Origin of the sequence: Roseibium sp. TrichSKD4, from assembly GCF_000148725.1 — a bacterium.
In the GTDB taxonomy this organism is placed as follows: domain Bacteria; phylum Pseudomonadota; class Alphaproteobacteria; order Rhizobiales; family Stappiaceae; genus Roseibium.
This window is the reverse complement of sequence record NZ_GL476300.1, coordinates 79,547-98,106: the sequence shown is the minus strand read 5'-3', so window position 1 is coordinate 98,106 and position 18,560 is coordinate 79,547. Positions and strand designations below refer to the sequence as shown.

16 protein-coding genes, 1 tRNA gene and 1 riboswitch are annotated in these 18,560 nt (G+C 54.4%); of the genes, 9 read left to right on the top strand and 8 right to left on the bottom strand.

From position 1 onward, the window contains the following. The first annotated feature begins 35 nt into the window (after window positions 1-35). Both TRICHSKD4_RS00450 and TRICHSKD4_RS00445 read left to right on the top strand, forming a co-directional pair. On the top strand, window positions 36-1,442 hold the full coding sequence (locus TRICHSKD4_RS00450; RefSeq protein ID WP_009465595.1) for an efflux RND transporter periplasmic adaptor subunit: 1,407 nt from the start codon (window positions 36-38) through the stop codon (window positions 1,440-1,442). A gap of 9 nt (window positions 1,443-1,451) precedes the next feature. Beyond that, window positions 1,452-4,850 carry an efflux RND transporter permease subunit gene (locus tag TRICHSKD4_RS00445; RefSeq protein ID WP_009465594.1) on the top strand — a complete coding sequence of 1,133 codons (3,399 nt, stop codon included), beginning with the start codon at window positions 1,452-1,454 and terminating at the stop codon, window positions 4,848-4,850. A gap of 19 nt (window positions 4,851-4,869) precedes the next feature. Here TRICHSKD4_RS00445 and TRICHSKD4_RS00440 read toward each other — a convergent pair whose 3' ends face one another. Both TRICHSKD4_RS00440 and TRICHSKD4_RS00435 read right to left on the bottom strand, forming a co-directional pair. Next, complete coding sequence (locus tag TRICHSKD4_RS00440; RefSeq protein WP_009465593.1) at window positions 4,870-5,520, bottom strand: alpha/beta fold hydrolase; 651 nt, start codon at window positions 5,518-5,520, stop codon at window positions 4,870-4,872. 100 nt (window positions 5,521-5,620) lie between these two features. Continuing rightward, a complete protein-coding gene (locus tag TRICHSKD4_RS00435) occupies window positions 5,621-6,415 on the bottom strand; it encodes a transporter substrate-binding domain-containing protein (RefSeq protein WP_050763291.1) in 795 nt (264 codons plus the stop codon). A 157-nt stretch (window positions 6,416-6,572) separates the two neighbouring features. On the opposite strand from TRICHSKD4_RS00435, the gene TRICHSKD4_RS00430 reads away from it, so the two are divergent. After that, window positions 6,573-8,417, top strand: a complete 1,845-nt coding sequence (locus tag TRICHSKD4_RS00430) for a glycosyltransferase family 2 protein (protein WP_009465591.1) — start codon at window positions 6,573-6,575, stop codon at window positions 8,415-8,417. Window positions 8,418-8,437: 20 nt separating this feature from the next. Here TRICHSKD4_RS00430 and TRICHSKD4_RS00425 read toward each other — a convergent pair. Continuing rightward, window positions 8,438-8,511: transfer RNA gene (locus TRICHSKD4_RS00425), tRNA-Gly, on the bottom strand. Window positions 8,512-8,710: 199 nt separating this feature from the next. Here TRICHSKD4_RS00425 and TRICHSKD4_RS00420 point away from each other — a divergent pair. Further along, window positions 8,711-9,502 (top strand): ion transporter, encoded by a 792-nt coding sequence (locus tag TRICHSKD4_RS00420; protein ID WP_009465589.1) that lies wholly within the window; start codon window positions 8,711-8,713, stop codon window positions 9,500-9,502. A 10-nt stretch (window positions 9,503-9,512) separates the two neighbouring features. Here the strand turns inward: TRICHSKD4_RS00420 and TRICHSKD4_RS00415 are convergent, their stop codons facing one another. Then, on the bottom strand, window positions 9,513-10,061 hold the full coding sequence (locus tag TRICHSKD4_RS00415; protein WP_009465588.1) for a YigZ family protein: 549 nt from the start codon (window positions 10,059-10,061) through the stop codon (window positions 9,513-9,515). 5 nt (window positions 10,062-10,066) lie between these two features. Continuing rightward, on the bottom strand, window positions 10,067-11,167 hold the full coding sequence (locus TRICHSKD4_RS00410; protein ID WP_009465587.1) for a 2'-deoxycytidine 5'-triphosphate deaminase: 1,101 nt from the start codon (window positions 11,165-11,167) through the stop codon (window positions 10,067-10,069). Window positions 11,168-11,317: 150 nt separating this feature from the next. Continuing rightward, a riboswitch (SAM riboswitch) is annotated at window positions 11,318-11,398 on the top strand. A gap of 36 nt (window positions 11,399-11,434) precedes the next feature. Between TRICHSKD4_RS00410 and TRICHSKD4_RS00405 the strand changes: the two genes are divergently transcribed. The 3 genes from TRICHSKD4_RS00405 to TRICHSKD4_RS00395 all read left to right on the top strand — a co-directional run bounded on the left by TRICHSKD4_RS00405 (window position 11,435) and on the right by TRICHSKD4_RS00395 (window position 13,964). After that, window positions 11,435-12,631, top strand: coding sequence for an O-succinylhomoserine sulfhydrylase (locus TRICHSKD4_RS00405; RefSeq protein WP_009465586.1), 1,197 nt, complete (start codon window positions 11,435-11,437; stop codon window positions 12,629-12,631). A gap of 152 nt (window positions 12,632-12,783) precedes the next feature. Further along, window positions 12,784-12,978 carry a hypothetical protein gene (locus TRICHSKD4_RS00400; protein WP_009465585.1) on the top strand — a complete coding sequence of 65 codons (195 nt, stop codon included), beginning with the start codon at window positions 12,784-12,786 and terminating at the stop codon, window positions 12,976-12,978. 206 nt (window positions 12,979-13,184) lie between these two features. After that, window positions 13,185-13,964: a hypothetical protein gene (locus tag TRICHSKD4_RS00395; protein ID WP_009465584.1), complete on the top strand. Its 780-nt coding sequence runs from the start codon at window positions 13,185-13,187 to the stop codon at window positions 13,962-13,964. Window positions 13,965-13,969: 5 nt separating this feature from the next. Here the strand turns inward: TRICHSKD4_RS00395 and TRICHSKD4_RS00390 are convergent, their stop codons facing one another. Next, window positions 13,970-14,581: a CDP-alcohol phosphatidyltransferase family protein gene (locus tag TRICHSKD4_RS00390; protein ID WP_009465583.1), complete on the bottom strand. Its 612-nt coding sequence runs from the start codon at window positions 14,579-14,581 to the stop codon at window positions 13,970-13,972. A gap of 178 nt (window positions 14,582-14,759) precedes the next feature. On the opposite strand from TRICHSKD4_RS00390, the gene apaG reads away from it, so the two are divergent. Continuing rightward, complete coding sequence (gene apaG / locus TRICHSKD4_RS00385; RefSeq protein WP_009465582.1) at window positions 14,760-15,152, top strand: Co2+/Mg2+ efflux protein ApaG; 393 nt, start codon at window positions 14,760-14,762, stop codon at window positions 15,150-15,152. A 1-nt stretch (window position 15,153) separates the two neighbouring features. Here the strand turns inward: apaG and TRICHSKD4_RS00380 are convergent, their stop codons facing one another. Further along, window positions 15,154-16,233: a S9 family peptidase gene (locus TRICHSKD4_RS00380; protein ID WP_050763290.1), complete on the bottom strand. Its 1,080-nt coding sequence runs from the start codon at window positions 16,231-16,233 to the stop codon at window positions 15,154-15,156. Between the two features lie 18 nt (window positions 16,234-16,251). Next, a complete protein-coding gene (locus TRICHSKD4_RS00375; protein WP_009465580.1) occupies window positions 16,252-16,665 on the bottom strand; it encodes a tellurite resistance TerB family protein in 414 nt (137 codons plus the stop codon). 206 nt (window positions 16,666-16,871) lie between these two features. On the opposite strand from TRICHSKD4_RS00375, the gene TRICHSKD4_RS00370 reads away from it, so the two are divergent. Continuing rightward, window positions 16,872-18,530 carry a lysine--tRNA ligase gene (locus TRICHSKD4_RS00370; RefSeq protein ID WP_040615880.1) on the top strand — a complete coding sequence of 553 codons (1,659 nt, stop codon included), beginning with the start codon at window positions 16,872-16,874 and terminating at the stop codon, window positions 18,528-18,530. Window positions 18,531-18,560 lie beyond the last annotated feature (30 nt).

The window sequence follows — 18,560 nt, the reverse complement described above, 5'->3', positions numbered from 1 at the left end:
GCGAAACTGGGCGTCGGAAAAGGCCAAGGGGTGGAATGTTGAAGTCCGTAGACCAACCAAGCAGCGAACTGTCGTCTCAGGTCGAATACGATTTGCCATCCGAGCGCCGCGCCGCACACCCTGTAAAACTGGCTGCCAAGGCGGGCCTGCAAGCTATTCTTGCCGCTGCCGTCCTGTTTGGGGCCGTGATGGCAATGAACTATCTGGTTGCGACCAAACCGGAAGTTCCCAAGCGCCAGTTCAGTGAAAAATCCTATTCCGTTGAAACCGTACTGGCCAGCAAGGCCAACCACACTCCTGATATTCTGGTCTATGGCGAAGCAACCGCAGGGCGGACCGTCGACATGCGCTCGTTGGTCGCCGGAGAAGTTGTCGCCGTTCATCCAAATCTCAAGGCCGGAGGTCAGGTGAAAAAGGGCGAAACGCTGGTTTCCATTGATCGCTTTGACTATGAAGGCGCAGTTACGGAAGCGCGCGCCAATCTTGCCGAAGCGCAGGCAACACTGGTTGAGCGTCGGGGCCGTGTAGAGCTTGAAAAGGCCAATGTGGTTCGGGCGCGTGAACAGCTTGAGTTTGCGCAAAAAGACCTGGAGCGTGCTGAAGACCTGCTGAAACGAGGATCTGTCACCGAGCGGACGGTTGATGAGCGAAAGTTTCTCGTCTCCCAACGCCAGCAGAACCTCGAACAGCGGCAAAATACCTTGTCTCTTGAGAGCGCGAAGGTCACACAGCAGGAAGCAGCGATTGACCGTTTCAAGTGGCGTCTGGAAAACGCAGAGCGACAGCTGGAAGACACTGTTCTGAAAGCCCCGTTTGACGGCATTATCCGGTCGGAGGCTGCACAGGTTGGTCGACTGGTCAATGTCAATGACGTTATCGCTTCGCTTTTTGCCAGTGACGAACTGGAAGTCCGCTTCACCCTGTCCGATGAGCAATATGGCCGTTTGGTCGCTGAAAGCGGCACGGTGGTGGGCCGTTCCGTTCAAGTGGAATGGTCATTGGGCGCAAAAACTGCGGTCTATGAGGCTGAAATCGACCGGATTGGCGCAGATGTTGCCAGCTCGCGCGGCGGTGTTGACGTCTACGCCAAAGTGGCCTTGAACCCGGATCAAACGCCTTTGCGACCGGGGGCTTTTGTGGAAGTTCTTGTGCCTGACCAAACTTATGCCGGCACGTTCAAAATTCCCGAAACCTCCTTTTATGGACAGGGCACGGTCTATGTGATCGAGCAAAACCGCCTCTCGCCCAGAACCGTGAAGGCTGTTGCGGTCGATGATGGGTACATCATTGTCGAGGGCGGTTTGGCCGACGGGGATGCCGTGTTGTCAACGCGCATACCGGAAGCCGGAGAAGGATTGCTTGTCAGGCCAATGGGGGCAGAAGGGCGTGCCCCGAATGAACCAGAGCCTGCCCAAACCGCAGCGCGCATGCCAACAGAATAGGAAGGGATCATGATTTCCGCGAAACCCTCCAAAAATCTGATTGAGGTCGTCGTTCACCACTCCAATCTGGCGAACCTGATCATGGTCATCATGGTCCTGTTTGGAGTATTCGGCCTTACCAAGCTCAACACTCAGTTCTTTCCCACGGTAAAGATCGACACAATCACCGTGACCGTGCCTTGGCCGGGGGCAAGCGCTGAGGATGTGACCACCAACATTCTAGAAGTGATCGAACCAGAACTTCGGTTTCTCGACAATCTGGATGAAGTGACATCCTATGGCCGTGAAGGCAGCGGCACGGTGGTTCTTGAGTACATCGAAGGCGCCGACCTGCAAAAGGCGCTCTCCGATGCCGAGCAAGCCATTGCTGGCATCACCACCTTGCCGGAAGATTCTGAAACTCCCACCATTTCGGCAGTGACCTTTACCGATGGTGTGGCGACCCTTGCCCTGCGTGGTCCGTTTTCTGAAGAGGCGCTGAAACAGTTTGCCCGTCAAATCCGGGATGATCTTTTGGACCGGGGCATCGACAAGGTCGAGTTCAATGGCTATCGCACGCCGGAATATGTGATTGAAATCCCGGAACGTGAGCTGCGCCGACTGGACCTGACGGTTGCTGATGTCGCTCAAACTGTTTCTGGCAACACGGCAGATCTGCCAGCAGGCACACTAGATGGGGCCGTGGAACGCCAAATCCGGGCGATGGCAGAAGAGAGGTCTGCAGCTTCTATCGGACGGGTTGAGGTCAAATCTCTCGCCAGCGGTGAAAAGACAACTGTTGCAGATATTGGAACCGTTTTTCGTGACTATAAGGATGGAGACAATCAGGGCTTTGCCAAGGGCACACGGGCGATTGAAATCAAGGTGTTGCGGGTTGAAACCACGGACACTCTGAAGGCGGCGGAAACGCTTAACACCTATCTGGCAGAGCTGCGGCCCCAATTGCCGCCAACGCTGGAACTGCTTCAGTATGACGTGCGCGCCAAGCTGGTTCAGGACCGGATTTCGCTTCTGGTTGAAAACGGGCTTTCCGGTCTGGTTCTCGTCGTTGCCATTCTCTTTCTTTTCTTGAATGCGCGCATCGCGTTTTGGGTTGCCGCCGGCATTCCGGTCGCGATGATGGCAACTCTGGGCATGATGTGGCTGTTGGGCGAAAGCATCAACATGATCTCCATGTTCGCGCTGATCATGATGCTCGGCGTCATCGTGGATGATGCGATTGTTGTGGGCGAACACACAGCCACGCGGCAGGCCATGGGCGACGCGCCCGATGAAGCGGCCATTAATGGCGCAAAGACCATGTTGTCGCCGATCATGGCGGCGAGCGCGACGACCATTGCAGCCTTTGTTCCGATCATGCTGGTTGGCGATGTACTCGGGCAAATCATGGGAACCTTGCCCGTTGTCGTGGTCGCGGTGGTGATTGCTTCGCTGATTGAGTGCTTTTTCATTCTGCCGGGCCACCTTGCTCATTCGCTCGGCAAACAGCCGTCATGGAACTGGTGGCGCGTTGTCCTGTTGGCTGCGGCCCCGGCGTTGTTCATCACAGGTCTTGCGCGGCAGCCTGATGAAAACGTTCCGCCCTTTTTCGATGGTGTGGCAGAACCAGCACGCGGTCTCTCCGAAACACTTGGACCATTCTTGTTCGAAGCTGCAGTTATTCTGGCCTGTTTCGTGGTCGGAGTTGCGCTGGAGTTTCTGTTCCAGAACCTTAGGCGGAGAAAAATCCGGAAGGGCACAGCCGATCAGCCGGGGTGGTGCCGACGTGGATTTGATGCCGGGTTTGGCTGGTTTCGGGACAATCCCTTCCACGGGCTGGTCAAGCTTTCGGTCAATTGGCGCTATGTCACTCTCGCGGTTGCCATTGCCTGTTTGATCCTTGCGGTTGGTTTGATGCGCGGTGGGCGCGTCGGCTTTACTTTCTTTCCGTCACCTGAAGCGGAAAATCTCACGGGTTCCATTTTCTTCCATGCCGGTATTCCGGAAGAAGAGGCCATTGAAGGCATCCGCCAAATTGAAGGCGCGCTCTGGGCGGTATCTGATACCTACGCCGAGGAATTGGGAGAGAGTGTTGCAGTCTCCTCCTATGCCACGCTTGGAAGAGCGGGCAACAACCGGGGCGATAATGTCGCCAATATCAATGTTCAGCTGACCCGGTCTGAGGTCCGAACTGTCAGAACACCGGATATCGTACGCGCCTGGCGCAAGGCACTGCCGGACATACCCGGTGCCTCTCGAATTGCGATTGCCGAGCGGCGCGGCGGACCTCCGGGCCGTGATCTTGATATTCGCTTGTCCGGTGCTCCGCTGGCTGATCTGAAAGCCGCAGCACTTCAGGTGCAGGACGAGTTGTCTTCTTATCCTGGAACAACAGGCGTTACGGATGATTTGCCCTTCGGTAAACCGGAGCTGCTTGTAGGCCTCACCCCACGGGGGAGGGCGCTGGGCTTCACCGTTCAATCAGCCGCGCGCCAAATACGGGATGCCTTTGAAGGCAATATCGCGCGCCGATTTGCCGAAGGCGACGAGGAAGTCACGGTTCGTGTGCGTCAGTCATTTGAAAATGGCGGTACATCAGCCTTGCGGCAGCTTTCTTTGAAAGCCCCGAGTGGTGAATTTGTGCCTTTGACCGAGGTGGTCAACTTGCGAGACGCCCAAGGCTTTTCGGTCATATTGCGACGAAACGGTGTGACAGTTGTCTCTGTTGTGGCTGATGTCGACAGCACAATCACATCCAACAATGAGATCATCGCCAATTTGAGTGAGAGTTTTCTGCCAGAGCTCGCGGACAAATATGGGTTCAGCTATTCCTTCGCCGGCAAGGCGGAAGAACAGGCAAATGCATTCTCTGACATTTTGACCGGTGTCGTGATCGCAGTTGCCGGGATTTACATTGTTCTCGCCGGCATCTTCTCCAGCTATTTCCGCCCCATCATCGTGATGTCGATTATTCCATTCGGCATCGTTGGGGCTATCGTCGGGCACATGCTGATGGACTACAAGCTGACCATCTTGAGCATGATCGGCCTTTTGGGACTAGCCGGTATTCTGGTCAACAACTCGATCATTCTGGTGGCTCGCTTTGAAGAACGGCAGGCCGCCGGAGAAAGCATCAAGCAGGCCGCCGTTGAAGCCAGCTGTGATCGGTTGCGTGCAGTCTTCCTGACGTCACTCACCACGATTGGCGGGCTGTTGCCTTTGATGTTTGAAACAAGTCTGCAGGCGCAGTTCCTGTTGCCAATGGCGATCACCATTGTGTTTGGTCTGGCAACAGCAACCGTTCTGGTTCTCGTAATGGTCCCGGCCTTATTGACGATCTTCGATGATATCGCGAGCCTGATCCTGCTGCGGCGACCAGAACCGCCAGCCCCCCAAACAGATGGGCGCCAATTGACGCCCGCTGAGTAGAGGCCGTTCCAACCAGCGCCTATTGTGCGGTGATCTTGCGGGCAAAGTCCGCTGTGTTTCGGGCGGCAATGGCAATGTTGCCGTCCAGCGTTGCCGGGTGCTTTCCGCGGGGGCCAAAGTCGTGGTTTCCATCATCCAGATAGGAAATCGACACGTGTGCGGGGAGTTGGATCTGATCCAGCTCAGCCCATGAGCCGAAAGGGTCCCGTTCGCCTTGTTGAATAAGGATCGGGCGGGAAGATTGTTCCAGCGGCTCCATGCGCCACGGAGTATCGGCTTTTCCTGTCGGGTGAAACGGATATCCGAGGCAAACAACGCCTGCAACGCGTTTCGGCAGCGACCCGCCGCCTGCCAACATCGCTGCAACGCGACCGCCCATCGACTTGCCGCCGATCAGGACAGGACCGTCAACCTCTCCAACGACAGCTTGAACAGCTGTTTGAAACTCTCCGATCAGCTTATCGGCCTTGGGCGGTGGGCGTTTGCTGCCTCCGGTCCGGCGTTGCGCCATGTAGGCAAATTCGAACCGGGCGACGGATACCCCCTCATTGGCGAGGGAAGTGGCCATCTTTTCCATAAAGGTTGAATCCATTAGGGCGCCCGCGCCATGGGCAAGAACAAGTGTCGCAACTGGCGAAGTTTCTGGTGTCGTCCAAAGGAAGTCGGTCATGTTTCAGTATATCTGTCACGGGTTACAAAAATGAGGGTCCAGCCTGATCGGTTAGCGATTTCAGCGGCGCAGCGCAAACCGAAAAACACCCAAAAATTCTTTAAAAGAAACTGAGAGGGAAATAGCGCAGGTACAGCTCGCGATAGGTGCCGTTATGATAGACTTGCCGAAGCGCGTAGTTCAAGGCTTCCAACCGTTCAATATCACCTTTGCGCACGGCGATTGTTAGCCCTTCATTGAAAAAGCCCGGCTCCAGCCAAGGTCCTCCGGAAAAGCGGCAACAGTTCTCCGATGCCTGTCCGCGGAGCCAGAAAGACAGGGAGAGACCATCTCCAAAATGCGTGTCGGCTTCCCCTGATTTCAAACTCTCCCGCGCTTTCATCGCGGTTTCATAAGAGAGGATTTTTGCCGTGGGCCAAAAGCGAAGGGCAAATGCCTCGTGTCGGGACCCTGCCTCCACAGAAACAGTCTTTCCTGTGGGCTGCTGAGGATTGAAGTCATCGCTTTCATCTGCTCGCACGACAAACCGAGCAGGCAACTTGAGATAAGCATCGGTGAAATCCATTTTTTCCGCAGCTTTCTGATTGCGTGCCAGCCCGGAGATAATGGCATCGCCTTCTTCTTCGTTCAGTGCAGATATCTGTTTGTCAAAAGGCACAATCCGCAAGGAGCAGGAGCTTTCCAGAACTTCACACAGTGAGCGGGCAAGATCGATATGAAATCCAGTGAGCCGCCCATCCGGATCGCGGAAAACAAACGGGGGGTGCTCATCGGATGACAGGAACTGGATCTTGTCTGGTATATTGGCGGGTCTATCGGCAACGGCCTTTGGGTCCCAGAAATTTGGAATGGTGTCGGCAGTAGAGAAAGATGCCGAAGATAGCAGAGCAAACATTGTCAAAATTAACGATAAGTAGAGCTTTATATTTACAACCATTGATTGCATTTTCTGTTTGTGCCCTTATCGATCCGTCGACGTAACTATCAGTGTTATAGGCGTATTTCTGCGCCTGTGCCCAATTAAATGTTTTGTGCAATTGGGGAGTTGCATCATGACTGGCGTCGCAGATTTATTTGATGTGCTTGTTGCGCGTGGAATTTCAAAATCCTTGATGGTCTCTGCTCTTCGCTATGCACCGAAAGAGGGCATTGCAGCATCAGAATATCTTGTGCGCAACCGGTTGCTGACAGAAGAAACCATTTACAGCGCTTTTGCGGAACTTTGCAGCGTCCCGTTTTTGCCGGAGGGCAGTTTCCGGGTGAGCACTGTCAAAGATCAGCCGGTTCATCTGGGGTCGGAAGAATGCGGGCCAATGCTGGTGGGCGTGCACGAGGGCAAGGCGGTTTACGTGTTGTCGCCCTCCCACGCAGGCTTTGAGGAGGTTCGGGACCATTTGCAAAAACATCCCGAAATGCGGGCGCAGGTGCGCATAGCATCTCCGGCTGCGATCCGTTTGGCAACGAAGGTCACAAACTCTCCGGCAGCAGACCTGGAACACAGATACCCGCATCTATCGGCCAAAAAAACGAGAACCCGCCCACGGATTGGTTGGTTTTTGACCGGAGCATTTCTGATGTTGGCGTTCCTCACGCTTCCGTCCTCAGTCTGGTTCTGGCGGTTTATGATGATGATGGCAATTGCCTGTTGCTTGACCGGGTTTGCACGTCTCGCCAGCACGCTTGCTACATGGGATAACCCTCTGGACTATCGCCTGCCAAATCGACTTCAAGAGACCGCAATCATTTGGCCTGCTTACACGGTCTTGGTCCCGTTATATCGAGAGGCAAATGTCGTCATCGGTCTCGTTCAGGCTCTGCAAGACATGGATTATCCCACAGATCGGCTTCAAGTCTTGTATCTGATTGAATCCGACGATCGGGAAACGTTGGCCGCGTTAAGGGCTTGCCGATCGCCGAACCACATGGAGATCCTTGTGGTGCCGGACGGATCACCACGCACCAAGCCTCGGGCCTTGTCCTACGGGCTGGCAGAGGCAACCGGTGACTATGTCACGGTGTATGATGCAGAGGATCGCCCTCAACCCGATCAGTTAAAGAAAGCAGCTTATAGTTTCGGCAAACTTCCGCAAAACTTCGCCTGTCTGCAAGCGCGGTTGAGCATCGACAACGCCAATGATGGTTTTCTGTCACGTCACTTTGCTTTGGAATATGCCTGCCTGTTTGACCAGCTTCTGCCCTGGCTGTTTCGCATCGGCATTCCGTTTCCCTTGGGGGGAACGTCAAACCACTTTCGAAAGCGCGCTCTGGAACAGGTCGGCGGTTGGGACCGGTTCAATGTCACTGAAGATGCGGATTTGGGAGTGCGCTTGGCGCGGTTCGGTTATCAGCTCGGCGTGATGACCAGCTCGACCTATGAAGAAGCGCCGATCACCTTGCGAGCATGGCTTGCTCAAAGGGCGAGGTGGTACAAAGGCTGGCTGCAGACAATTGGCGTTCACATGCGCCAGCCGCAAGCGCTGATCGAAGATATCGGATTTCGAAACTGGCTCGCTCTGAGCGCTCTTTTTGCCGGTTCGCTTGCGCTGATCGCGCTCCATCCGGTTTTCTTCTCTCTCTTGTTTGCCTATGCGTTCGGCTTCGTTGAACCGCCCGCGCGGGAAGGGGGGCTGGAGCAGCTGTTGCTTGCCCTTTCAATTACCGGATCGGCCATCGGTTATGCCGGTGCTGCAATTGCAGTTTGGAAGGCAGGCGACAAGCGACACCACGGACCGCGTTTAGCTGATCTCCTGACACTGCCAATCTACTGGTTTTGTACCGGAATTGCGCTGTATCGAGCGGTTTGGGAACTCTTCAAAACGCCCTATGTGTGGAACAAGACGACGCATGGGCAGGCCCGCACACGCATGGCCGTTAAACTTCCCGAAGCGGCAGAGTAGCGATAAAGGGGGAAAGGAGCTGGAGCGGGTGAAGGGAATCGAACCCTCGTCTTAAGCTTGGGAAGCTTCTGCTCTACCATTGAGCTACACCCGCACTTCATTTCTTCTGCGCCCAGCTTTGCGAACTGTCAAGCGCCTAGCTCAATCCCGCATCACCAAGGGTGTGTGCAACCTTATAAATCCCGCCTTTCTCGAGGTGCTGAGGTCTTGCCAACCGAGAGGCAAACCGCCATTTTCGCGCATCTACAACCACCTGCTCACTCATCGGTGGTATTTTATAAGGCTTGGAATACATGCGGGAAGCGGTCAAAAAACTCGTCACATCAAAAAGATGGGAGATGGTGATCATCGGCCTTATCGTGCTGAATGCCATCACACTGGGGCTGGAAACCAGCAAGACGGTCATGGCCCATATCGGCGGGTTTCTTGTCGCCTTTGACCAATTCATTCTTGCCGTCTTTGTCGTTGAAATTCTTCTGCGGCTTTTCGCGTTCGGTTTCCGGTTTTTCAAAGACCCGTGGAGCCTGTTTGACTTTGCCATTGTCGCGATTGCGCTGGTTCCGGCCAGTGGTCCTTTCGCTGTCATGCGGGCTCTGCGCATCTTACGTGTGCTGCGCCTGATCTCGGTCATCCCGTCCCTGCGCCGTGTTATTGGCGGGCTCATGGCCGCCTTGCCGGGTATGGGGTCGATTGTGGTCCTGATGGCACTGGTTTTTTATGTCTTTGCCGTCATGGCAACCAAGCTCTACGGGGAAACCTTCCCAGAGTGGTTCGGAAATATCGGCCTGTCCGTCTATACGCTTTTCCAAGTTATGACGCTGGAAAGCTGGTCGATGGGTATCGTCCGCCCGGTTATGGATGTTTATCCGTGGGCATGGGTGTTCTTTGTGCCGTTCATTCTCAGCACGGCCTTTACGGTGCTCAACCTCTTCATCGGTATCATCGTCTCGGCCATGCAGGAGGAGCATGAAGCTGAGGCAGACGCAAACCGCCAGGCGATCCATGACGAAACCGGAATGATCCTTGAAGAGGTCAAGGAGCTGCGCAAGGAGCTGAAAGACCTACGCGAGCAGATGGGCAAATAGTGGGCCTGCACTAAAGAGCGGCAATCTTGTCTTCGGGGCCTTCAACGGTCAACTGGACGCCGGTTTCAGTGAAATCGCGGGAGATGACAGTCAAACCAAGCTGGCTGATCTCCCGTTCAAGCTCAGAACTTTTTGCAAAGTCTGCCGAAATCTGTTTCTGGCGCAATTGCTGAAAGGGGATCAGCTCCGCATTTTGGATGGCATCCTGCGCTGCGCCGGAATAGGCACGGGCCAGACCGCCGCCGCCGAGTTTTGTTCCGCCGAAATAGCGCACAATCAAAACGGCGCAGTTGATCAGCTCGACCCCTTGCAGAACACGTAAAGTTGGCATTCCGGACGTGCCCACCGGTTCCCCGTCATCCTTGCCGCTTTCCTCAATCCGCCCGTCTTCTAACAGGCGGCGATGAGCCGTTACCACATGATTGGCCTTACGATGCTCGGTGCGAAGGTCTGAAAGCCGTTGCTCGAAACAGTCCAGGGGGACGAGATGCGCCAGAAATCGGGACTTCCGATCTTCCAGATAGCCTTCAAACTCGCGAGTGACAGTCTTCAATGGCATAAGGCTCAGGCAGGCGCCCTGAAATGCTTGGAAAGCTTCAGGGCTTGACCCTGATAGTTTGAGCCAATGCCTTCGCCATAGAGCGTCTGCGGCCGTTCCGCCATACGCTCATACACAAGGCGTCCTACGGTCTGGCCATGTTCCACAATGAAGGGTACGTCATGTGAGCGGACTTCCAGAACAGCGCGCGACCCAATGCCGCCCGCGTGCTCATGACCAAAGCCGGGGTCAAAGAAGCCCGCATAATGGACCCGGAATTCACCAACCAGCGGATCGAAAGGCACCATTTCAGTGGCGAAGTCCGGCGGCACATGCACCGCTTCTTGGCTGACGAGAATGTAAAACTCGTTCGGGTCCAAAATGAGTTCGGCTGCATTGCGCCGGTAGATCGGTTCCCAGAAATCGAGCGGGTCTTTGGCTCCAACCACATCAACGTCAATCAGGCCGGAATGGTTCTTGGCCCGATAGCCCACAAGGCTGCCCGCTCCATCGCCTTCCAGATCGATGGAAAGCTGAACACCGCCGCCAATTCGCTCATTCCCGCCGCTGACCAGCGTATGCTCCTTGTGTACGCCCTGCAGCTCGCTATCCGGCACCAGCGTTTCGCCACGGCGAAAGCGGATTTGGCTGAGACGTGATCCGGTGCGCACCAGAATTGGGAAGGTGAGAGGTGAAATCTCCGCATAAAGCGGCCCCTGATATCCGGCAGGCACTGTGTCAAACGCCAAGCCACCATCGGTGATCACCCGCGTGAATACATCAAGGCGTCCAGTTGAACTCTTCGGATTGGCGGTGGCCGAAATATCGGCGGGTAGGTCCAGACTTTCCTGAAGCGGAACGATATAGACGCAGCCGGTCTCCAAAACCGCACCTTCCTTCAGATCAATCGTGTGAAGCTCAAAGGCATCCAGTTTTGCCGCCACGGTAACATCAGGGCCGGGGAGGAAGCTGGCGCGGACCCGAAACGCGGTTCGGCCAAGGCGCAGATCAAGGCTGGCAGGCTGGATCTGTCCGTCAACCGGTGGGCGCTCTGCCGCAATGGCCCCATGCTCAAACATGGTTTCGATCATATGCGCGGGCAAAATGCCGGTGTTCCGGTTACTCATGCGCCTGTCCTTGGATAAAAATGATGTTCCTCTGTGATTAGCGGATCAAACGAAGCACGCCAACCGCATTTATCGTCTTTTGCACGAAGGGGAAAAGCGTCATTGGCGTGTTCCCCGAATTGACGCAACCTGAATATTGGCATAAACACAATGCAACTTCGTGGTGATTTGGGCCGGCCGGCTTGCAGCCACGTTAAACAAGTCGCTAAAAAAGGCCGGGTTGAAGAACCCCGGTCCAGGCCGGGGTTTTGTATTTGGAGTGGCAAAATGACAAATGATAACAACAAGAAGCGCGAACTGCGCCCGGCAACACAATTGGTTCACGGCGGCACCACCCGCTCCCAGCACGGCGAAACATCCGAAGCAATGTTTCTGACCCAGGGCTTCGTTTATGACAGCCCGGAAGCAGCCGAAGCCCGTTTCAAGGGCGATGAGCCTGGATTTGTCTACAGCCGATACGCAAACCCGACCGTTGCGATGTTCGAGGACCGCATCAAGACCCTTGAGGGCGCAGAAGCCGCGCGTGGAACAGCCAGTGGTATGGCTGCGGTCAATCTGGCCTTGATGGCCTCCGTCAAGGCGGGGGACCATGTTGTCGCGGCCAAGGCGTTGTTTGGCTCTTGCCGTTACATTTGTGAGACTTTGCTACCACGGTTCGGTGTGGAAAGCACACTTGTCGATGGCACGGACATTGATCAGTGGAAAGCTGCGGTCAAACCGAACACTAAAGCCCTGTTTCTGGAAAGCCCGACCAATCCGACGCTGGAAGTGATTGATATTGCTGCAGTTGCCGAGATTGCCAAGTCCGTTGGCGCTCGTTTGATCGTCGACAATGTTTTTGCAACTCCAATGTTCCAGTCTCCGCTGAAGCTGGGCGCTGATGTTGTCGTCTATTCTGCGACCAAGCACATCGACGGGCAGGGGCGCTGCCTTGGCGGCGTCGTCCTATCGGATGAGGAATGGATTACAGATGAAGTGATGCCGTTCGTCAAACATACCGGCCCTCACATGAGCCCGTTTAATGCATGGGTTCTTTTGAAGGGGCTGGAGACACTGCCACTGCGCGTTGCCCAGCAAACCTCATCGGCTGGCAAGATTGCAGACTTCCTTGCAGGTCAAGACAAGGTCTCCCGTTTGATCTATCCGGGACGCGACGATCACCCTCAGGCAGAAATTGCCAAAAAGCAGATGTCCGGCGGTTCGACAATGGTTGCGTTTGAAATTGCCAAGGGCAAGGACGCTGCATTCCGGTTCCTCAACGCGTTGGAGATCATCCGCTTGTCGAACAATTTGGGGGATGCAAAAACCCTGATTACTCATCCGGAAACCACCACGCACCAGTCGATGAGCGAAGAGGCACGGGCTGAACTGGATATTTCAGGTGGAATCCTGCGGTTGTCCGTTGGTCTGGAAGATCCAGCCGATCTTCTTGAGGACATCGAACAGGCTCTTCACGCAGTCTGATCCAAAGTCCGCAGTCAACACGGTGCACAAAGTACCTCAGGGGCACTGTATATGTTGACTGAAAATAAAGGACTTCCTATCTTTAGTGAGGTTGCAGCTGACAACATGTTCGGTTGCAACCTTTACTTGGGCTGCAAATCCTTGAGGTCGCCATGACCAACTCGTCTCGTCGTGAACGTATATTGAACAAGTTTCGCAAGGATGCACGTGGCTCCTTCGCAACCGTCTACCGTGCATTGACGCAAATTTCTGCCGAGCGGAATTCGAATACGCTGGACGAAAAAGAAGTCCGCGAACGTATCCGCGAAATTGCCAAGTCTGACCGTGAAATGGTGCGCAGCTACTAAGGCGCGCCTTTTGTCTTTGCGCCCTTGATTTCCTGAAGACTGAAAGTCCTCCGGCGGCGAATTTTGATCGTTTCGACTGCGAGTTTCCCTTGCGAGACATGCCGTAATTTACGACATTAGGCAGCGTATTCTTTGCGATTCTGAAAGTGCATTGGAGTGGAGTTTCCGCTCTCTTTATCCAATTTATTCGGGAACTGTCATAGGCGATGTCTCTCAGCAACTCGACATTTTTGCTTTTTCTGTTTTTGGTTCCTGGTTTGCTGTTTCGTCTGGCGCTGTTTCAGGGAGAGATCGTCAAAAGACCCTTCCCGTCTCCCAGCAGCCTCTGGTCTGCTATCTCGATCCTGATCTACTCAGCCAGCATGTTCATGCTGTTCTTTTTGGTCACCAACGCGCTTCTTTATCTCGTCAATCTGGTTCACCCCTATGAGGTGCCGGTTAGCTTTGCGGATTTTGATGGTGTCTTCTACCTCTTTTATGAGGGGGCGAGGCTCAAACCGCTGAACTTCCTCTATCTCTATCCGCATATCGCGGTTGTGTTGTCTGTTGTCATGGCCGGGTTTGTTATCGCAGCAGCTTATACAGCGCGCTATTTGGCACGAAAAATTCAAGCTCTTGGCCGTGTCATGTACGGCCCCTTGGCACCGCTCTTGGCGATGGAAAAGAAGGGGGCCGGAATTTTCACGTGTTTCGTACTGACCAAGATTGCAGATGGCAACAAGCGATTGATGTATGCGGGTTATCCGGCCGAAGTAAGTCTCAAGGATGCAAGCACCATTGATCACATTGTATTGGCTGATCCCATCAAGTTTTATCTGAAACTCGGACGTGATTTACCGATATCCAGCTTGCCGATCGCGCGCGAAGTCTCGTCTTCGGCCTCAATCAGTCATCTCTATATCGCCGGGTCGGATATTGAGAATGTCCACTTTGAGGGCTTTTACATTGAGCAGAAAGACGGTTGGTTGGAGGCGTTAAAGGGCTAAGTCGGTTACTTGCGGCTCAAGCTGAGGGATGCCCCAACAATGCGGGCGGCAGCTGAAATCAGGCAAATTGCCGCAAAGCCCCATGCCAGAACCGGGAAACCGGCTGGCCACAGGCACATCACCACAAACAACGCGATGGTCTCTGTGCCTTCTGCAATCCCGGCGACATAATAGAGGGATTTGACCCCTTGGGACGTGGTCGTAACCTGACGTTTCTCCGCCATGATTGCGTACGCCAGAAAAGCGGAGCCGTTTGCGTAAAAGCTGAGCAAGAGGGCGGTCGCAGGCAGAGCATTTTGCTCCGGGTTCAAAACGGCGAAGGCAAACGGGATCGAGCCGTAGAAAACAAAGTCCAACACGATATCAAGATACCCACCGCGATCGGTTTTCAGGCTCGCGCGGGCGATAGCACCGTCCAGCCCGTCGGCGAGACGGTTCAAAAGGATGAGAACCAGACCGAGCAGAATTTCACCAAAAGCGATGGACACGGCTGCCCCCATGCCCAGCACAAAACCGACAAGCGTCACGGTATCAGGACTAAGCCCGGTGCTTGCCAAGGTCCGTCCCATCTGATTGAGGGGTGGGTCTATGATGGGGCGAATGCGCGCGTCGAACATACTGGCACTTTTATCTGTTTCCCGTTTTGGGCATTGAGTTATAAATGGATTAGGATGCGGGTTAGGACAAGCAACACTCTTTCAAGCTTGCGTTATTACGCCTATAAGCGCGGTAAACGCACCTTGAAAGAAAGGGGTGCAAAGCGTGGCCGACCGTATGTAAACAGGATACCGCAGAATGTATCGCGCAATTACGAATGGCATCCAGGTTACTGTGGAACCGTTCTATCTCGACGAGGAATCCGAGCCAGAGGACAGCCAGTATATCTGGGCCTATATGGTGGAAATCCGAAATGAGAGCGAAGGTCCGGTTCAGCTGAAAACCCGCTATTGGAAGATCACTGACGCCATGGGCCGTGTCGAAGAGGTTACCGGGCCGGGCGTCATCGGTGAACAGCCGGTCATTGAGCCGGGTGAAACTTATGAATATTCGTCCGGCTGTCCGTTAAAGACGGATTCTGGTTTTATGGTTGGTTCCTATAAGATGGAGCGTCCAGACGGTTCGCGATTTGATGTCCAGATCCCGGCTTTTTCACTGGACCTACCGGATGGAAAGCGCAGCTTGAACTAAATTATTTCTGGATCGCCGCAGGCTGGCTTGCAGCGCGAGCCTTTATCCAGTCTCCCATGATTTCAAGGACCCCGTCCGCATACGCGTCCCGCCCCAATGCCAGATAGGCCCATTCTGACCAGAAGGGCATGTGCGAGGGGAGCTGGTAATTGAACAGGTCGGTGTTCAAAAGGCCGTGCGTGGCGTTTTCAATGAGGTGAAAGTCTGTTGCCGGGTTCCGACTGCCCAAGAGGTCACGAAAGCGCCGATGGTCTGAAACCGCATCAACATTCAGATCTTGCGCTCCATGGAGGACCAGAAAGGGAGCTGACGTTAGTGAAAGCGCTTCTTCGGAGTTTGCGGTTAAGTTCCGCCTCACAAATCCAAAGCGTTCCTTAGAAAAATCTGTGTCGCCGGATTGGTCGGCCATATAATCCTGGTATGTGAGCTTGGGATCGGATAGTCGATTAACATCCAACTCGAAGTCGTTGAGGGCCCGTGCAATTTCTTCTTCGCTTGCACCTTCCGCTTCCAGCCGTTTTTGCGTGAAGTAGGCCCCTTGGTCCATCCAGTCGATTGCAGCGCCAATCAGAATAAAAAAGTCAGCAGCACTCCCTTGAATTGCTATCTCAGGCAGCACCCAGCCGGCTTGAGAAAATCCGATAAAGCCAATGATTGAATTGTTGAAATCATCAATCTCACGTAGCGTATTAAGGGCTTTGAGTGAGAGGTGAGCGCGCTCTTCCATGGATTGAGACAACCACAAACCGGTGCTTTTCCCAACTCCGGGCTTGTCCAAGGAAAAGACCGCAAACCCTTCATCCAAGAGGAAATTGATGAGGGGCAGGTAGGCCCCATTGGCGTATCTGTCCTGCGGGCCGTCTCCATGGACCAGAATGACAACCGGCGGTGCTGGCACCCCTTCGGGCAAATGCAGGCTTCCAGTAATTGTCCATCCGTTTTGGACGAAAGTAATTTCCTTTTCGGGGTGGAACGATAAATCAAAGTCCTTAAGGCCGGCGAGGACGGTGCTGACGATAAATAAGACAAACAAAAAGAAAAGCGCCCAACGGATCGGGCGCTTGCAAAAGGCTTTCATCATCAAATCAGCACTGTGAAATCAGACGGTGCGGAACCGAGCCTGAGCACCGCGCTCAATCGCTGCAATGGTCAGCTTGTCGAGTTCAAACCGGTCACGCAGCATCTGGAGCAGACGCAATTCTTCCTGGCGCAGGTTCAAATCAGCCGCAGCCACATCCACGGCAACCGCATAGGCCGTATCATAGAGCTTGGACGGGAGCGTATCGGCAATCAGTGTCAGGACTGAATCGAGACCATTCGGCTCTTGCAGAACAAGGCTACAGCGCTGGGCTGCGCTGATTATATCGTCTTCATTGTAGCCTTTGAACACGGGCAGCGCCTTGACGATATCTCCCATCGAGGCAAGTTCGCTGTCAGTCATGTTGCTGTCAGCAGCTGACATGATGACCATCACATAAATCAGGGCTTCCTGAATGGTAACGTCTTTTTTCATCTTCTCGATGGGCCTCTCGGTCGACGCGAATTAACAATAAAACGAGGGTTATCCGCTCAAGGCCCAATCTTCAAGCCGTCTGGCACGACATTTCGTTGACGCGGGGCGCTGGCTTTTCTAGTGTCGCCGCTCTCACGGCAACTCTGTTACATCTCTTTGAGCTTGCCCTGATGTCATTTTCAAACAAACAGAACCGAACAATCATCATGACTGAACGATCCCTGCCACCGCTCGACCTCTCTGCTGAACTCGTTGAAGCGGCCCGGACTTCCAAAGCCTGGCCGTTTGAGGAAGCACGAAAATTGGTCAAGCGGATCGAGAAACGGGATCCGGAGCAGCCGGTTCTGTTTGAAACCGGCTATGGTCCGTCCGGTCTTCCGCATATTGGCACGTTCGGTGAAGTGGCCCGCACGACAATGGTCCGCACGGCGTTCCGCTTGCTCACCGAAGACAAGATCCCGACCCGTCTCCTGTGCTTCTCCGATGATATGGACGGCATGCGCAAGATCCCGGAAAATGTGCCGGATGTGGACGCGCTGAAGCCCTATCTCCAAATGCCTCTGACAGTCGTGCCGAACCCGTTCGGCGGCGACTATGAGAGCTTTGGTCATCACAACAATGCCATGCTGCGGCGGTTCCTCGATACGTTCGGCTTTGACTACGAATTTGCCAGTGCGACCGAATACTACAAGTCCGGGAAATTCGATGAGATCCTGCTAACCGCGGTTCGCAAATATGATGACCTGATGAAGGTTATGCTGCCGACCCTCGGTGAAGAGCGTCAGGCAACATATTCTCCGTTCCTGCCGATCTCGCCGATTTCGGGCCGCGTGCTTTATGTGCCGATGAAGGATGTGAATGCTAAAGACGGCACGATCACCTTTGAAGACGAAGATGGCACGGATGTAACCCTGCCTGTGACCGGCGGAAATGTGAAGCTGCAGTGGAAGCCGGATTTCGGCGCACGCTGGGCTGCGCTTGGCGTTGACTTCGAAATGTTCGGTAAGGACCACGGTCCGAACATGGGTCTCTACGACAAGATCTGTAAGGTTTTGGGCGGGAAGGCGCCGGAGCACTTTGTCTATGAGCTGTTCCTTGCCGATGATGGGGCCAAGATTTCTAAATCCAAGGGCAATGGCCTGACCATCGACGAATGGTTGACCTATGCGCCGACAGAAAGCCTTGCGCTTTACATGTTCCAAAAGCCGAAAACGGCCAAGAAGCTGTATTTCGACGTCATTCCGAAAGCGGTCGACGAGTACTACACCTTTGCTCAAAAATTTGATGCAATGCCTGTCGAGCAAAAGCTGATGAACCCAGCATGGCATATCCATTCCGGCAATGTGCCGAAAACGGACATGCCTGTGCCGTTTGCCATGCTGCTGAACCTCGTTTCAGCCTCTAATGCGGAAAACAAGGATGTGCTCTGGGCGTTCATTTCTCGCTATGCTCCGGGCGTGACAGCTGAAACCCACCCGCATCTGGATGCGCTGGTCGGTTTTGCGATCCGCTACTTCGATGACTTCGTGAAGCCGAACAAATCCTTCAAGACACCAGACGATGTGGAGCGTGTCGCGCTTGAGCAATTGGATGCAAGCCTCGCAGCTCTGCCGGAGGGCGCTGATGGCAGCGCCATTCAGGATGCTGTTCTGGATGTCGCTCGTCCAATCGAACGGTATCAGGATCAGAAGAAAAAAGGCCCGGACGGCGGCCCAGGGGTTTCCGTTGTCTGGTTCTCTGCGCTGTATCAGCTTCTCATCGGTCAGGAAAAAGGCCCGCGCTTCGGGTCCTTTGTGGCGCTTTACGGCATTGCCGAAACCCGTGCTCTAATCCAAAAAGCGTTGGCGGGTGAGCTGACCGCTTAACTTGCAAAACAGACTGAAAAACAAAGGGGA

Excerpts from the sequence above, each read along its gene's own strand:
- TRICHSKD4_RS00410 (WP_009465587.1), bottom strand. The coding sequence starts at position 11,167 with ATGAGTAACCGGAACACCGGCATTTTGCCCGCGCATATGATCGAAACC.
- TRICHSKD4_RS00415 (WP_009465588.1), bottom strand. The coding sequence starts at position 10,061 with ATGCCATTGAAGACTGTCACTCGCGAGTTTGAAGGCTATCTGGAAGAT.
- TRICHSKD4_RS00390 (WP_009465583.1), bottom strand. The coding sequence starts at position 14,581 with ATGTTCGACGCGCGCATTCGCCCCATCATAGACCCACCCCTCAATCAG.
- apaG (WP_009465582.1), top strand. The coding sequence starts at position 14,760 with ATGTATCGCGCAATTACGAATGGCATCCAGGTTACTGTGGAACCGTTC.
- TRICHSKD4_RS00420 (WP_009465589.1), top strand. The coding sequence starts at position 8,711 with ATGCGGGAAGCGGTCAAAAAACTCGTCACATCAAAAAGATGGGAGATG.
- TRICHSKD4_RS00445 (WP_009465594.1), top strand. The coding sequence starts at position 1,452 with ATGATTTCCGCGAAACCCTCCAAAAATCTGATTGAGGTCGTCGTTCAC.
- TRICHSKD4_RS00395 (WP_009465584.1), top strand. The coding sequence starts at position 13,185 with ATGTCTCTCAGCAACTCGACATTTTTGCTTTTTCTGTTTTTGGTTCCT.
- TRICHSKD4_RS00435 (WP_050763291.1), bottom strand. The coding sequence starts at position 6,415 with ATGTTTGCTCTGCTATCTTCGGCATCTTTCTCTACTGCCGACACCATT.
- TRICHSKD4_RS00370 (WP_040615880.1), top strand. The coding sequence starts at position 16,872 with ATGACTGAACGATCCCTGCCACCGCTCGACCTCTCTGCTGAACTCGTT.
- TRICHSKD4_RS00375 (WP_009465580.1), bottom strand. The coding sequence starts at position 16,665 with ATGAAAAAAGACGTTACCATTCAGGAAGCCCTGATTTATGTGATGGTC.
- TRICHSKD4_RS00430 (WP_009465591.1), top strand. The coding sequence starts at position 6,573 with ATGACTGGCGTCGCAGATTTATTTGATGTGCTTGTTGCGCGTGGAATT.
- TRICHSKD4_RS00380 (WP_050763290.1), bottom strand. The coding sequence starts at position 16,233 with ATGATGAAAGCCTTTTGCAAGCGCCCGATCCGTTGGGCGCTTTTCTTT.
- TRICHSKD4_RS00440 (WP_009465593.1), bottom strand. The coding sequence starts at position 5,520 with ATGACCGACTTCCTTTGGACGACACCAGAAACTTCGCCAGTTGCGACA.
- TRICHSKD4_RS00400 (WP_009465585.1), top strand. The coding sequence starts at position 12,784 with ATGACCAACTCGTCTCGTCGTGAACGTATATTGAACAAGTTTCGCAAG.
- TRICHSKD4_RS00405 (WP_009465586.1), top strand. The coding sequence starts at position 11,435 with ATGACAAATGATAACAACAAGAAGCGCGAACTGCGCCCGGCAACACAA.
- TRICHSKD4_RS00450 (WP_009465595.1), top strand. The coding sequence starts at position 36 with ATGTTGAAGTCCGTAGACCAACCAAGCAGCGAACTGTCGTCTCAGGTC.